The 16019-nt window shown below is 39.1% G+C and carries 12 protein-coding genes; 5 read left to right on the top strand and 7 right to left on the bottom strand.

Translation table 11 applies throughout. The features are described from left to right. Positions 1-26 precede the first annotated feature (26 nt). Positions 27-530: a hydrolase gene (locus tag ESY88_RS06580; RefSeq protein ID WP_223270745.1), complete on the bottom strand. Its 504-nt coding sequence runs from the start codon at positions 528-530 to the stop codon at positions 27-29. Positions 531-533: 3 nt separating this feature from the next. Then, positions 534-1295, bottom strand: coding sequence for an MBL fold metallo-hydrolase (locus ESY88_RS06585; RefSeq protein ID WP_147085734.1), 762 nt, complete (start codon positions 1293-1295; stop codon positions 534-536). Positions 1296-1419: 124 nt separating this feature from the next. Here ESY88_RS06585 and ESY88_RS06590 point away from each other — a divergent pair, with 124 nt between their 5' ends. Both ESY88_RS06590 and ESY88_RS06595 read left to right on the top strand, forming a co-directional pair. Further along, entirely contained in the window at positions 1420-2871 is a 1452-nt protein-coding gene (locus ESY88_RS06590) for a TonB-dependent receptor (RefSeq protein ID WP_147085735.1), read from the top strand. A 163-nt stretch (positions 2872-3034) separates the two neighbouring features. Next, positions 3035-3544, top strand: a complete 510-nt coding sequence (locus ESY88_RS06595) for a hypothetical protein (protein ID WP_147085736.1) — start codon at positions 3035-3037, stop codon at positions 3542-3544. A gap of 2264 nt (positions 3545-5808) precedes the next feature. Here ESY88_RS06595 and ESY88_RS06600 read toward each other — a convergent pair. The 4 genes from ESY88_RS06600 to ESY88_RS06615 form a co-directional block, all read right to left on the bottom strand. Beyond that, the gene (locus ESY88_RS06600; protein WP_223270746.1) at positions 5809-7089 is read right to left on the bottom strand and encodes a hypothetical protein; all 1281 of its coding nucleotides are present in this window, start codon (positions 7087-7089) and stop codon (positions 5809-5811) included. Positions 7090-7298: 209 nt separating this feature from the next. Beyond that, on the bottom strand, positions 7299-8246 hold the full coding sequence (locus tag ESY88_RS06605) for an NAD(P)H-dependent flavin oxidoreductase (protein ID WP_147085737.1): 948 nt from the start codon (positions 8244-8246) through the stop codon (positions 7299-7301). A 355-nt stretch (positions 8247-8601) separates the two neighbouring features. Beyond that, positions 8602-9831 (bottom strand): class I SAM-dependent rRNA methyltransferase, encoded by a 1230-nt coding sequence (locus ESY88_RS06610; RefSeq protein ID WP_147085738.1) that lies wholly within the window; start codon positions 9829-9831, stop codon positions 8602-8604. A 128-nt stretch (positions 9832-9959) separates the two neighbouring features. Then, positions 9960-10700 (bottom strand): bacteriorhodopsin-like, encoded by a 741-nt coding sequence (locus tag ESY88_RS06615; RefSeq protein WP_147085739.1) that lies wholly within the window; start codon positions 10698-10700, stop codon positions 9960-9962. Positions 10701-10808: 108 nt separating this feature from the next. Between ESY88_RS06615 and ESY88_RS06620 the strand changes: the two genes are divergently transcribed. Continuing rightward, positions 10809-11711, top strand: coding sequence for a Brp/Blh family beta-carotene 15,15'-dioxygenase (locus tag ESY88_RS06620; RefSeq protein WP_147085740.1), 903 nt, complete (start codon positions 10809-10811; stop codon positions 11709-11711). 335 nt (positions 11712-12046) lie between these two features. Here ESY88_RS06620 and dnaK read toward each other — a convergent pair whose 3' ends face one another. Continuing rightward, positions 12047-13957: a molecular chaperone DnaK gene (gene dnaK / locus ESY88_RS06625; RefSeq protein ID WP_147085741.1), complete on the bottom strand. Its 1911-nt coding sequence runs from the start codon at positions 13955-13957 to the stop codon at positions 12047-12049. Positions 13958-14156: 199 nt separating this feature from the next. On the opposite strand from dnaK, the gene ESY88_RS06630 reads away from it, so the two are divergent. Continuing rightward, the gene (locus tag ESY88_RS06630; protein ID WP_147085742.1) at positions 14157-14687 is read left to right on the top strand and encodes a collagen-like protein; all 531 of its coding nucleotides are present in this window, start codon (positions 14157-14159) and stop codon (positions 14685-14687) included. 353 nt (positions 14688-15040) lie between these two features. Beyond that, the gene (locus ESY88_RS06635) at positions 15041-15988 is read left to right on the top strand and encodes a T9SS type A sorting domain-containing protein (protein ID WP_189702540.1); all 948 of its coding nucleotides are present in this window, start codon (positions 15041-15043) and stop codon (positions 15986-15988) included. Positions 15989-16019 lie beyond the last annotated feature (31 nt).

Consider the following 16019-nt stretch of genomic DNA (forward strand, 5'->3'; position numbering starts at 1 on the left):
GCAATCCATTCCGAAGTAAAAAAATATCATTTTGCGTACAAAACCGAATCCAAGACCTTAAATTTAAGCTCCTTTCGATCTGTGATATCATACTGCAAAAGCATTTCGCCCCAATAGCTGCCATCTGTAAAACTGGCAATGATCCATTTGTGGTTGAGCAATTTGATCTCATCGATGAGCATTTTGTTTTCGGTCATTGATGCGAAGGGCACCAAAGGATGTTCTGCGCCCTCATAGATGTTGAGACTCATCAACTGATCTTTGATAAAGGGGATGAATTCAGAAATCACATAACCTTCATTTTCAATATAGGTCATGGCATCATCGTTGGTATCAAAATTGAAACTGTAGATGTTTGGCTGTTCGCGATCATTCATATTACGAATGGAATCCTTATAAACTTCATTGGTGTCCATAAACCGGTTGAGGCGTTGGTCATAATCCTCTAAAACCTTCTTGGAATTCACATATTGAAAAACAACCAATAAAAGAGTAAAAATAAAAAGGTACATGAAAAGACGTTGTTTCATAATCTAAAGTGCTATTTGTAAGTTATCGTATGCTAAAAATACATTTTTGGGCAGCTTTTTCTGAACGTCCTCATGAAAACCGAGAAAATGGCTAATATGTGTAAGGTAGGCGCGTTCTGGGTTTACATCTTCAATGAACTCCAAAGCCTCTTGCAAATTAAAATGGGAGATGTGCTCAGTTTCACGTAAGGCATTTATTACCAAAACCTTAACGCCTTTTAATTTTTCACGTTCTTCAGTTGCTACGGTCTTCATATCTGTGAGGTATGCAAATTCAGCAAATCGAAACCCGAAAACCTGCAACTTATGATGGTAGCCATTTATGGGCATTACCTCAATATTACCAAGGGTAAAGGGTTCATTTTTTATCTCATGCTGTATCACACTCGGCACCCCGGGATATTTGTCTTTGCTGGTAAAAATGTAATCAAAACGTTTGGTCAATTCACCAAGTACGCGTTTGTGCGCATAGAATGGGATATCGCCCTGCCGGAAGTAAAAAGGTCTAATGTCATCTAAACCTGCGGTATGGTCGGCATGCTCATGGGTAAAGACAATACCATTGATTTTTGTGCAATTGGCGCGTAACATTTGTTGTCTAAAATCGGGACCACAATCAATCACATATTTGAATTCGTCCCATTCCACCAATACAGAAACCCGTAAACGTTTGTCTTTTGTATCGTTACTCAGGCAAACGGGATGTTCACTTCCAATTACAGGTATGCCTTGTGATGTGCCTGTTCCTAAAAATCTAATTTTCAAAATAAATATGTTTATGCGCTAAGGAAATTTTCTGCGTATTTTAAGATAGAACAAAAATAAACTTATTTTTTTGTTTCCCCTGTCAAATTGATATCTTTGTTGTACTTACAAACCCAAGCTAGAAATGGAAATAACCTTAAAGGGAGACAAAGAATTTGATGAGATTCCCTCATTAAAAACCAAATGTCTTCGCATTAACCTGAACGAGAATATTTACGGTACTTTTGCCGAAATTGGGGCAGGTCAAGAAACTGTAAGGCAGTTCTTTAGGGCTGGTGGAGGTTCTGGAACCATTGCCAAGGCAATGTCTGCCTATGATAAGGCCTTTAGTGATGCCATTTATGGTATTGAGGATGATAAGCGTTACGTTACCGAGGCACGACTTAGAAAAATGCTGAATCACGAAATCAATCTCATGGAACAACGTTTATCGCGTGAGGAACATCCCAACAAAATGTTCTTTTCCTATGCCAATACCGTTGCCACCATCGATTTTGCAAAGAAATACAAAGGCCATGGCTGGGTTGGCATCAAATACCAAGTGGATGCGGAGGAAGCTTATAATGAGATCGTGCTCCATTTGAGGTTCAAGGAAAATGATGCGCGATTGCAACAAGAAACCTTGGGGGTCTTGGGCACTAATCTAATTTATGGTGCTTACTATAAATACAATGAACCCAAAAAATTACTGCGTTACCTTTATGATCATTTGGACAAGGATCAAGTCGAAATTGACACCATTAATTTTGCAGGACCGGTTTTTGAAAATGTAGATAACCGTTTAATGAGCTTGCAATTGGTTAAAAACGGGATGACCGATGCCGTTATGTTCGCTCCAGATGGCAATAATGTATTACCAGCAAAAGTACTTTACAAAAAGAATATCTTGGCACTACGCGGTAGCTTTAGACCGGTGACGAAGGTCAATATGGACATGTATAAGAAATCCTATGATATGTTCATCAACGAAAATAAAGTTGATCTTGATAAAACCCAAGTGATTTTTGAAATAACCCTCTCCAACCTGCGTGCGGAAGGCGAGATCGATGAGCAGGATTTCATGGATAGAGCCAAACTGTTGTGTTCTTTAGGGCAAACGGTACTGATTTCCAATTTTCAGGAATATTATAAATTGGTCGAATATTTTTCACAATACACCAAAAGCCGAATGGGTCTTGCCATGGGCGTCAATAACCTAGTTGATATCTTTGACGAGAAATATTATCGCCATTTGAGCGGTGGTATTTTGGAAGCCTTCGGAAAACTCTTCTTCAAGGACCTTCGTGTCTACCTCTACCCAATGAAAAACGACGATGGCACCATTACCGACAGTGAAAATCTGAAGGTTCACCCACGTATGAAAGAGCTCTACAAATTCTTCAAGTATAACGGAAAAGTAGTGGATATTACAGATTATGATGAATCCATTCTAACTATTTTCTCAAGAAATGTGCTCAAAGCCATTGCCGATGGCAAAGACGACTGGGACCACATGTTGCCTCCAGGCGTTTCAAAATTAATCAAGGAAAAGAGTCTGTTTGGCTGTGAAACCGAGCAGGTGTATTTGGATGAATAGGATTCAATCATAGATACTTTACGCCGTTTAAATTATGTGTAGCATTCTTAAATAGTGCTGGGTATTTCCTTCATTTCGATAACGTTAATTATTATATGAATTCGAGTTATGGCTCGTTTGTTTTTTGTCTACTTTCGCCCTCAAATTAAAAACCGAACATAAAATGAAAAAAGTATTCTTATTATTAATGGCAACTGTAATGTTGTCTGTAAGTTGTGAAGATAACAGTAAGAAAAAAGATCTTGCTGAGCAGCGCAACAGCCTAATGGTCGAAAATGACAGCATCAATGCTCATCAGGACAAAATCATGGCAGCCCACAAAGAGATGATGGCAGCCCACCAAATGTTTTCTGAAAAACTGAAAGGCATGGAAGTGAAAGATTCTTCTATGTTGGAAGTTATTGCAAAGCATGATGTGATGCTCAAAAGACATGAAGCTGAAGCGAAAGGAAACGAGACCATGTTGGCAGGCCATAAAGAGCTGACTTCAGATTTCGATCAAATGAGCGAAGCTGAAATGGAAACGCAAATCACTCAAATGAAAGAAGATCATAATAAGGTCAAGAGTAGCCAATCTGAAATTATGGACCAGCAACAAACCATGATGGACGACCATCAAAAGCTGAAAGATAACATGGCTAATGAAATGAATAAGGATAAGGTAAAATCCTAACATTAGGCGATTAAAATCTGAACAAAAAGATCCAAATTTCGAAACTCGGAATTTGGGTTTTTTTGTTTTTATAATGTTCACTTCGCTTCAGAATTCTAGATTTTATATTGGTAATTAAGATCAATGGTAATTCCACTTTTTTTAGCAGAAGATAATGGTGAAAAATACCAACATCGGCACTTCAACAACAAACAATAACAGCACGCAGGTTTACGGTTTAAATTATATCGTTTTTTTTAATAATTACAGAGATCTCAAATCGAGATTTTCATTTGAGCGAAGCCATCGTTGGTGTTTTCCACCAACAATCCCAACCGAGTGAGATAAAAGCAAAATAAAAAACGAAATCCCATCACAAGCGCGAAGCCATTGTTGGTGTTTTGCACTGACAATCACAACCGAGTGAGATAAAAACCAATTAAAAAACGAAATCCCATCACAAGCGCGAAGCCATTGTTGGTGTTTTCCACCAACAATCCCAATCGAGTGAGCCCACCGTCAAAATCAAAACTACAGATACTTTTTTTTACAAAATTATAAACCTAATTGACGGAAGCTAAATATGACAGATTTAAATGAGCCTCTGCAATTCAAATGGTTTATAGAAAGGGACATCTCTATTTTTTTGGATGAACCAAAATCCAAGACAATGAGAAGATGTTGGTGGAAAACACCAACATCGGCACTTCAACAACAAACAATAGCAGCACGCAGGTTTAGGGTTTGAAATAAATCGTTTTTGATGTTTAGTAAACCCTCAGACATTAAACTGAAATTTTCACAAGCGTGAAGCCATCGTTGGTGTTTTCCACCAACAATCACAACCGCGTGAGTCCACCGCCAATATAAAAACTACAGATACTTTTTTTTACAAAATTATGAACCTAATTGACGGAAGCCAAATATGTCAGATTTAAATGAGCCTCTGCAATTCAAATGGTTTTCAGAAAGGGACATCTCTGTTTTTTGAATGAACCAAAATCCAAGACAATGAGAAGATGTTGGTGGAAAACACCAACATCGGCACTTCAACAACAAACAATAACAGCACGCAGGTTTACTGTTTAAATTATATCGTTTTTTTTAATAATTACAGAGATCTCAAATCGAGATTTTCATTTGAGCGAAGCCATCGTTGGTGTTTTCCACCAACAATCCCAATCGAGTGAGATAAAAGCAAAATAAAAAACGAAATCCCATCACAAGCGTGAAGCCATTGTTGGTGTTTTTCACAGACAATCACAACCGAGTGAGATAAAAGCAAAATAAAAAACGAAATCCCATCACAAGCGTGAAGCCATTGTTGGTGTTTTCCACCAACAATCCCAACCGAGTGAGATAAAAGCAAAATAAAAAACGAAATCCCATCACAAGCGCGAAGCCATTGTTGGTGTTTTCCACCAACAATCCCAATCGAGTGAGATAAAAACCAATTAAAAAACGAAATCCCATCACAAACGCGAAGCCATTGTTGGTGTTTTCCACCAACAATCCCAATCGAGTGAGCCCACCGTCAAAATCAAAACTACAGATACTTTTTTTTACAAAATTATAAACCTAATTGACGGAAGCTAAATATGACAGATTTAAATGAGCCTCTGCAATTCAAATGGTTTACAGAAAGGGACATCTCTGTTTTTTGGATGAACCAAAATCCAAGACAATGAGAAGATGTTGGTGGAAAACACCAACATCGGCACTTCAACAACAAACAATAACAGCACGCAGGTTTAGGGTTTAAATTATATCGTTTTTTTTTAATAATTACAGAGATCTTAAATCGAGATTTCCATCTGAGCGAAGCCATTGTTGGTGTTTTCCACCAACAATCCCAATCGAGTGAGCCCACTGCCAATATCAAAACTACAGATACTCTTTTTTACAAAATTAAAAACCTAATTGACGGAAGCCAAATATGTCAGATTTAAATGAGCCTCTGCAATTCAAATGGTTTACAGAAAGGGACATCTCTGTTTTTTGAATGAACCAAAATTCCCATTAGCGAGAAGATGTTGGTGTCTGAAAAGATTAGACCTCACAGGTTATCAAAACCTGTGAGGTCTTTTTTTAGTACTGACAACGCAGCTGGAACTCCCCTCCAATACTATTGACCAAGTAAAATGAGTGCTGATTTGAATATTGAAAGATTGGATTCTATTTCTCAAAACTGTACTAAAACACTTAACGCATGTCAAGATGAAAAACAGCACTGAAAAACACCAAACTCAGCATTAGGAAACTTGCAAACTACTTGCTAATTGACATTAGTTGCGATTGCAATCAAAACATTTTAGCAGTTTTGGGTTGAGTTTATTGTCTTCTGAGCCTTTTAGCGCTTCCGTGACTATACCTTGCCTATCGATCTCTGCTTTGAATTCCTTAGCATATTTTACCAAATCGTCCCGGCGTTGTTTGATTTTACGGGTAATTTCGCTTCCGTTTAACTTAGCAATTGACTTTGGCCAGACGTTTAAGGAGGCATCTATGGTTTCATTGGTCATTAACTTTTGAAGTGCTTTGGCTTCCGCAGTAAATATGCTTTCTGGCGTATCAATCAAGAAATAGCGATCAAACGGATAAACCAGGCCTTCCATGAAATCAATTTTATCATCAAAAGAACGCAGGGTTGGAATAATCATGGGATGGCCTAAAATGGAGGGAATAATCCCTTCAGCATTGAAAAAAGCATTGTCGCGATCTCCTGGAATGGGAATGGCCAGATAATTACTATCAATTTTTTTAATCGCCCAGCCCCATTGTTTGGTGTGCCTGTCCCAATCTCCAATCAAAAAATCGAACAGTCGTGCTTTTATCAACGCTCTCTTATCAATACTTAAATGGCTGCCTTGCTCCATTTTCAGTTTCTGAAGGTCTTCAGTATCCCGAATTTCAGTAATACTATCGAACTTGGTCCAATCCACCCAGCTATCGGACTCATATTCCAATAGAAAAAGCCGATTGCCATATTTCTCATTATAATCCTTTAAAAAATCTTGCTTCGGAAGAAATACCATTTTTGGATGGGTATGGGGTATGTTGGCCGCTTCTGCCAATTGGGAGGCCAAAAGTGCGCCAAAAGGATGTTGGGCAGCAATTCCATCTACCACTATATTTTTCAAACCTAAGGTATAGGCAATATCAGGAATCAATGGTGTGGGATCTTTATTGACGCTTCGTAAACTATATTCAATGCCGTTAGGGCCTTCCAATTTTAGAGAGTGGGTTTGATTGCCTCCACCCTCTTCAAGTATCTTTACGCCACCACCAAATAAAGTATCTAAAAACAGGATTTGAACTGCAACCGGCTCAGACCACGCTTTGCGATACTGTTCCCCTTGCATTAGGTTTTTCACGAGATTGCTGTTGTAATTGGTGCTCGCAGCAATCAAGACAGAGTCGTATAATTTAAAATTGACCGTTTCACTATTTTTCGGACTTAAAATCTTGCTTCTGCCGAAGGTTTTGCTCGTACTGGAAACCGACCAATACAGCAATGCCACGAAAAGTAAAATTAAAACGATTAGAGCTTTAAAAACGGTTTTCAAAATACAAATGGATTGGTTGATAATAGCTGAATTAAGATCTTAGCAACAACCCAAAATCAAAGATTCGAAATCAAATTAGTAATGATTTCAGTAAATGCGATGAATATAAGGCTGTTGCATATTTGCACGAAACAAAATTCAGATTGAAAGTTATTATAAAAATAAGACGCAATGCAATAGATACGCAACATTTTTTAGCGCATTTGATTTTAAACCGTCAAATTCTTAACGATTTCCTTGACCGGTAAAATAGCATTGGTATGGGAGATGCTAGGCCCCGCGACCCAAACGGTTTTGTAGGTGGCTTGTGTTGCAGCTTTTTCGGTTGCTCGCATCCCAATGGCGAAACGAATCATCTTGACCCATTTTTTTAAGGTCTTGCTCTTATTGAGTAAAGTTTCCAACCAGGTGGCCTTGGTTCCAATTTTCTGAACATAAGGCGTATTGATCACTGTGCACGGCGTACCCGAAATGCGTTGTGTCATCACAATATCTTCAGCGCCATAATCCACGCAGGCCTGCTTATACTCTTTGGTCACTTCAGCCTCTTCGGAAGCGATAAAGGGGCTCCCTATTGAGACACCTTCCGCACCATAACTCAGCATCAAATCAAGATCTGCTTTAGTGCCGACACCTCCCGCAGAAATCACCGGAATTGAAATGTTTGCCGTGAGCTGTTGAATCAGATCCTTGGGAGAGAGATTGCCTCTATGGCCGCCAGCCTCGTTATTCACAGCTATGGCTGCATCTGCCCCCAGACTTTCCACTTTTTTGGCGAAGTGCAAATCGGTAACATCGCAAAATACTTTGATGCCAGCAGCGTGAGCTTTTTTGATGGTCTCTTCCGGACTTCCCAATGAGGTAATTATAAAATCACAACCTTCCTCACAAATTACGGTTAACTGATCTTTATATTTTAGGTTTGATTTGTTCACAATTAAATTGAAGCCGAAGGCACCCTGCCCCACTTTATTGGCTTTCAGGGATTTTGCGGCCGCTCTCAGTTCTTCCAAAGTACGGTAATTCAATGCCGGAATACAGCCAGCGATCCCACTATTCATGGCTTCTGTGACCATGGCCACGTTGGAAACCAAAAACATAGGGGCTTGGATGATTGGATATTTGATTTGAAGGAGTTGGGTCAATTTTGTGCTCATGAACGTCGTTTTTCTAAAAACAAATATAGTTTTTTTTATTATGCGTGCATAGGAAGACGAAGATGAAGATGAAGATGAAGATGAAGGTGAAGATGAAGACGAAGATGAAAGTGAACTTGAACTTGAACTTGAACTTGAACTTGAACTTGAATTTGAATTTGAATACTGAGAACTCTTCTATCTCGCAAACCTGCCTGCCGGTAGGCTGGGGCGCAGAGCTCACTCTAATTTCAAGGTCTTTATTTGGTGTTTGATATTTTCTGAATCTTTTATTAGTAATTCTGAATACTGGGACTGGGACTGGGACTGCAGACTGAAAACTGCCAACTGAAGACTGAAAACTGAGATCTGAGAACTAAAACCGATAATACCCACATTTCAAATACGCGCCTTCTTCAAAACCGATGGGGTGATCGACGTCATGTTGCGTTTTTTGTTCTACTTTAAATGGGCGATCCGCTTTTTTTAAGGTCTGCTCATTGATATCGTAAAAGGCTTTTGTTGACATTCTTGAGGAACAGGAAGCCAGCACCAGCAATCCGTTTTGGGCGGTAAGCTTTGCTCCCAACGCCGCCAATTGCGCATATTTTTTTTTAGCAAGTTGGATCTCACTTTGTTGCTTGGCAAAACTTGGCGGATCTATGATTACCACATCAAAAGTTTGGTGGTCCTTAATGAGCTGTTCTAAAATCTTGAAGGCATCGCCAGCAAGGATGTGGTGTTGACCAGAATAATCATTGAGACTTCCATTATGAAGTGCTATTTCCAGCGCTTGGGCACTGATATCGACACTAGTCACGTCAGTCGCTCCGTTGGCAAGTGCATGTACTGAAAATCCGCCAGCGTATGAAAACACATCTAAGACCGTTTTGCCTTTACTCAACTCGCCCACTTGCCTCCTATTCTCACGATGGTCTAAAAAATACCCGGTCTTATGCCCTTTGATCACGTTTGCTGAAAAATTCACCCCATGCTCTACAAATTGCACAACCTCAGCTTTCAAATTTCCATAAACCACATCGCCGTCTTTAAAATGGTGCGAATCTGATTGTTGCAGACTTCTACTCAAACGCAGCACAACGGTTTCAGTATTGGAAACCTGAATCAGGCTTTCCAGAATGGTTTCCAGGTACGGCAGCCAGATTTCAGAGTACAGTTTCAGCACCAAGACCTGTTCGTATACATCGGCAATAAGTGATGGAAATCCGTCGTTTTCGCCAAAAATGAGTCTGTAACTTGTCGTATTTGTTTTTAAAAGCGGCTCCCGTTTTTGATAGGCGCTATTAATTTTCTGAAGAAAGAAATCGGAATTGATCTGAATTGGTTTCGATGCATTATAAATCATTTTAATGCGAATCGGGGAATCGGCATCATAAAGTCCAATCCCAATCATGGCATTTTTGCGCTTTCCGAAGATAATCGCCAAATCACCGGTTTTTGCGTCATCGTTGATTTTTACAATACTATCGGAAAACACCCAGGGATGCCCTTGCTGCACGTAGTTTTCGCCTTTGGCAGTGAGTTTTGTGGCTAAGGTTTTGGCATTAGCACTTTCAGATTGAGCTTTGGGAAATTTAAGGTTCATGTGCGTAACTCAGAATAAGGATGAAATGCGTCTAAATTATTTTTCTAGAGTTTACAAACTTAAAAATAAAAAACGTGACCCCCTTTAAAAGGAGATCACGCTTTTTCAATTTAGAGCAAATTTAAAAGTTAAGCATTGTGTGTTTGTGTTACCTGCATTTTAGTTGCCAAAGCATAGATAACCAATCCAAATCCAATCTTGTTGATGGCATCTGCAATGTTATACACCACATCCACACTTCCAGTACCTATAAGGCTAGTGTACCATCCGTCGGTGCCAAGCATGTATCCTAATGGATAAATGGCCCAACCTACGAGCACGAACCAGCATAGTATTTTGTGAGCGGTAAGGATATTGCCTCCAGCGGCAACAGCCAATTTTTTAGCACTCCCAAGCCATATTTCATAAACAATGTAGAAATAAGCTAATCCGGAGACACCACCCCAAAATGCTGCTTGATCCATGTAAACTGCTTCACCAAAATACCCAGTGACCAACATAACTACCGATGCGGCAATCAATTTCCACATCAACGATGTTTTCGCACCAGCTACTTTGAGTATCAAGTAAAACTCAACACACATCAATGGTACAGTCAAGAGCCAATCTACGTACCTGAAAAAGGTTGGTGATTCGACATTGGCAAACCAGTAATCTCTCATGTAAAAATAATGTACTGCTGCAATAAAAGTGATTAGGCCAGATACCAAAATGGAAGTTCTCCACTTGCGATCAAATTGGCTAAGCGATAGAAAGAAAAAAGCAGAAGCAGCCATCATAGCCATACTGCCCACGAAAAAGGTAAATCCTACATAATCTGTTGGATCTAGTTTTGTGCTGACTTCAGCAAATAAAAACATTGTTTTCATAAGATTTGTTTTAATTAATAGATTGTTTAGTTAATTTTCAATAAAGTTAAACAAAACTAATCATATATTACCATAAAAAATATTCTATTTTTACAAAAAACTTAATCTATGACCGTTAAGACTAGGAATATCTCAATTGTATCCAGTTTTGTATGTTTATGGCTGGCCTCATTGTTAGCGAGTGATTTGGAGACGGTGTGCGGATTCATACTGATATTTTCCTTCGGAATCCTGCATGGAGCAAATGATTTGTTGCTTTTTGACAAAATGGCCTTGCGCAAAGGAAAAAGCACGCATTTTATAATTCTGGCCATTTATATAGGTTTGGTAATCTTGGTATTCTCACTGTTTTTAGTGATTCCCTTGTGGGCACTTAGTGTATTTATTGTTTTTAGTGCCTATCATTTTGGTGAACAACATTGGGAGCGTTCCACTCTAAACAGCCCTGTATGGATTAAGAAACTGTTCTTCGGAATTTACGGCCTATTTGTACTGGCTTTGTTATTTGTATTGAATGCTACGGAAGTGCTCCAAATTGTTTACAGCATTTCAAGCTACCAATTCTCGCCGAAAATTTTGGAATATGGCTTTATAATCATAAGTCTGATGTTTTTGGCCATTACCGGCTATCTAGCGTTTAAGCAGAAGAATTTTCGTAAAAACGGAATTGAAGAACTACTCTATCTACTTGTGTTTTCGATCATTTTTAAGATCTCATCGCTAATTTGGGGTTTTGCCATCTATTTTATTTTTTGGCACAGCCTCCCTTCACTTTACGATCAAATTACTTTTGTTTATAAGGATTTCAATACAAAGAATGCACTGGCTTATACAAAAGCAGCGTTCCCCTATTGGTTGATTTCGGTCGTTGCCATGGTGGCTTTCTATTTTGTATTTAAATCCATGGATATTTTTTATGCCTTGTTCTTTTCGTTTTTAGCAGCGGTTACTTTTCCACATACTTTTGCGATTCACACGATGTTTAAACGTATCCGGAAAGGCAATTCTTAAAGCCAAACATCAAAAGATTTCCACGAGATTACCTTAGACTAGCCTGAACACTTTGAAGTGGTAAACAAAAAAAACGCAACCATTTTTTTAAAATGATTGCGTTCTTTAAAAATTAGTTGCGAAGCGTTTGCTTTTATGCCCACCTGCGCAGGCCTAAGCGATTCGCACAATTTTCGCTTTTGGCGAAAATTGGCTCTCTGGGATGCCCACCTGCGTGGGCATAAGCGATTCGCACAATTTTCACTTTTGGCGAAAATTGGCTCTCTGGGATGCCCACCTGCGTGGGCATAAGCGATTCGCACAATTTTCGCTTTTGGCGAAAATTGGCTCTCTGCTTACTTCACTTCTTCAAAATCAACGTCTTCCACGTCGCTATCTGCTTTTCCGTCTTCGTTTGCACCTGCATCATCTGCTGGCTCATCTCCGCCGTTTTGGGCATCACTTGCTTGTGCTTTGTACATTTCTTCTGAAGCTACTTTCCATGCTTCGTTGATTTTCTCCAAGGCTGGATCAATCACTGCAATGTCTTTAGTTGCATAAGCTTCCTTCAACTCTTTGAGCGCTTCTTCAATTGGCGTTTTCTTATCGTCTGATAATTTATCACCAAATTCCTTCAGCTGACTTTCGGTTTGGAAAATCATGGCATCGGCTTGGTTCAATTTATCTGCGGTTTCCTTCGCTTTGGCATCGGCATCAGCATTTGCTTCTGCATCTTGCTTCATCTTATTGATTTCCTCTTCAGTTAAACCAGAAGACGCTTCAATTCTAATATCCTGTGTTTTATTAGTCGCTTTATCCGTAGCCGACACTTTAATGATCCCATTGGCATCAATATCAAAGGTCACTTCAATTTGAGGTGTGCCTCTTTGTGCTGGTGGCAATCCGTCTAAATGGAAACGACCAATTGTTTTATTGTCTGCTGCCATTGGACGCTCGCCTTGCAAAACGTGGATTTCCACGGAAGGCTGATTGTCGGCTGCTGTTGAGAATACTTGTGATTTCTTGGTAGGAATCGTTGTATTTGCCTCAATCAATTTGGTCATTACATTACCCATGGTTTCAATACCTAAAGACAATGGCGTCACGTCTAATAAAAGAACGTCTTTCACATCACCTGTCAATACACCACCTTGGATCCCTGCACCTAGAGATACCACTTCATCTGGATTAACCCCTTTACTTGGTGCTTTTCCGAAGAATTTCTCTACTGCTTGCTGTACTGCTGGAATACGTGTAGATCCACCCACCAAGATCACTTGGTCAATATCACTTTTAGTAAGACCTGCAGCTTTCAATGCTTTTTGGCAAGGCTCAATGGTTCTTTTTACCAAATCATCAATCAATTGCTCAAATTTTGAACGGGTCAAGGTACGCACCAAGTGTTTTGGTCCGCTCGCCGTTGCAGTGACATAAGGCAGGTTGATTTCGGTTTGTGCGGAAGATGATAATTCAATCTTCGCTTTTTCTGAAGCTTCTTTTAAACGTTGCAATGCCATTGGGTCTTTACGCAAATCAATATCTTCATCTGCTTTAAACTCATCGGCCAACCAGTCAATGATTTTCTCATCCACATCATCACCACCCAAATGGGTATCACCATCTGTAGCTAATACTTCAAATACACCATCGCCCAATTCTAATATGGATACATCATGTGTACCACCACCAAAATCAAATACTGCGATTTTTTGATCGATTCCTTTTTTGTCCATCCCGTAAGCCAAAGCTGCTGCTGTAGGCTCGTTGATGATACGACGTACTTTTAATCCTGCGATCTCACCAGCTTCTTTTGTGGCTTGACGTTGAGAATCATTGAAGTAAGCCGGTACGGTAATTACCGCTTCAGTCACTTCATGTCCCAAATAATCTTCAGCAGTTTTCTTCATTTTCTGAAGAATCATGGCCGATAATTCCTGAGGTGTGTACAAACGACCGTCAATATCAACTCTTGGCGTATCATTATCACCTTTCACTACTTTGTAAGGTACGCGTTCTGCTTCTTTTTTGGATTCAGAATATTTGTTACCCATAAAACGCTTGATCGAATAGACCGTGTTTATGGGATTGGTTACCGCTTGACGTTTTGCTGGATCACCCACTTTGATTTCACCGCCTTCAACAAAAGCGATTACTGATGGCGTGGTGCGCTTACCTTCTGCATTGGGAATTACAACCGGCTCATTACCTTCCATTACGGAAACACATGAGTTGGTTGTCCCTAAATCAATTCCAATTATTTTACTCATAATTTTATGTTTAATTATTATCTGTCTCCGATTTCTACGGAAACGTGATGTTCATGATTAATTTCGGTTAGCTTATGTCAATCTTTGTGCCAGTCAAAACAATCTGACACCTTGTCAGATTCATCTGAAAAACTTCGGCATGATTATGGCTGTTCTTGAAAACGAATCGTAATTTTACCCTAAACAAAAAAAAATCATCATGAAGAAGATCTTATCCTTAGTAGCTATTACTGCTCTTTTATTTACAGCCTGTGAAGGCGATCAAGGCCCTCCAGGACCTCCAGGTTTTAATGGAATAAATGCAGATGAATATGCTGCTTTATCATTTGAAACACCACCTATTAATTTTCAGTACTTCAATGATTCTGGTTTACAAGAAGTTGAAGTTTCTCTACCTTATGACATACTTGACAGTGATGTTGTATTAGTATATCGATTAGATGAAGTTGTTACTATTGACGGACAAGCTACTGATGCTTGGTCACCATTACCCCAAAACTTTTTTCTTAATGATAACGATGTTATTCAATATGTTTTTAACCATACTTTTGCCGATGTTAAATTATTGATAGATGGCAATTTTGATCTTTCAACTTTGGATGCTGACTTTACTCAAAATCAAATTTTTAGAATAGTGATATTACCAGCAGATGCTATTAATGGTCTAGACACCTCAAATATTGATAATGTTATGGAAGCTGTGAATATTACAGAATTTAAAACGCTCTAAAAAAAATTAAATAATACACGCAAAAGTCCGAAAAAGTTAATTTTCGGACTTTTTTCATTTAAACCATGGCCGAAAATTTCTTCGGTTTAATCGATCCATAATTGGAGCTCTGTCGTCAAACCAAATTTTAATGCAGGAAGGCTATTTTGAAATTTTGCACTAATAAAGCATCTAATAAAACTTGATGCACTCAAATTGAATCTGAAAAATTTCAGACCAGAATTTTTATTTCTGCTAGTCCATGCAATACACTTAAAAACATTTTTTCTGCTGATTTTTTTTCGCTAACTTAAATCGCTATTAATCAGTTTTTTAATTTATAAATTATGGGGAAAGACGTTTTTAAATCCGTTATGACTTTAGTGTGTCTGGTGTTTATGAGTTTAAGTTATGCTCAAGAATTTACCGCAGAAAATAATGCAATCGCTTGTGCTGATGGCATTGATAATGATGGCGATGGGCGCATTGATTGCATTGATGAGGATTGCTTGGGATTCTCAGGTCAAGCCTGCCAAATATGCACCGAAGGCATCACGTTTGCCGATGAGCTTATCGAATTTCAATCTGGCTGTGCTTTTGTGGATCCAGAACCAGAAGGCGCCTTAGGTATGAGTGATTACGATGGCAGTACCAATGATTCTCCTACTTTTGTCGCTTTGGGTCAAGGGGGATTTATAAAATTGGGCTTCACAAATAACCTATTGGCCAACTCTGGCAATAGTGGTATTGATGTTTGGGTCTTTGAAGTGGGGCCTTCGGTTGAAGCCAGCGATATTGCATTGAGACCTGCAGACGATTATACCGAAACCCAATTGATCAACAGTGGTGTTCCCGATGTTGATTCAGACGGGTTTTATGAATTCGGTGCTATAGGTGGCGCAACAAATGGCATTGACATAGACGATGTGTTGATGGGTTTTGAAGCAGGCACTTTGCGATTTGATGCCATTGAGATTAAAGATATACCAGACGGATCTTGCGGTGGCACCACGCCTGGAGCAGATATTGACGCGGTTTGTGCCTTATCTTCAGTGACATTATCAACTGGCAATAAGGATTTGAACACCTCTTCAATCACGGTTTATCCTAATCCATTTTCCAGCAAAATCAAACTGCAACACAATCGATCTTCAAATACGCCAATGGCATACAAGATCTATAACATGCAAGGCCAACTGCTATTGAATGGATTGGTAAACAACAATCAAGAACTGGCACTAAATAATTTACAGTCGGGCTTGTATTACTTAACATTAAACATCGATTCTAAAACAGTTTCCAAGAAGATCTTGAAAATATAATTTCAATTTCAGCAAAGATTTGGCAAAGACG

The organism is Subsaximicrobium wynnwilliamsii (assembly GCF_007997225.1).
Taxonomy (GTDB): Bacteria; Bacteroidota; Bacteroidia; order Flavobacteriales; family Flavobacteriaceae; genus Psychroserpens; species Psychroserpens wynnwilliamsii.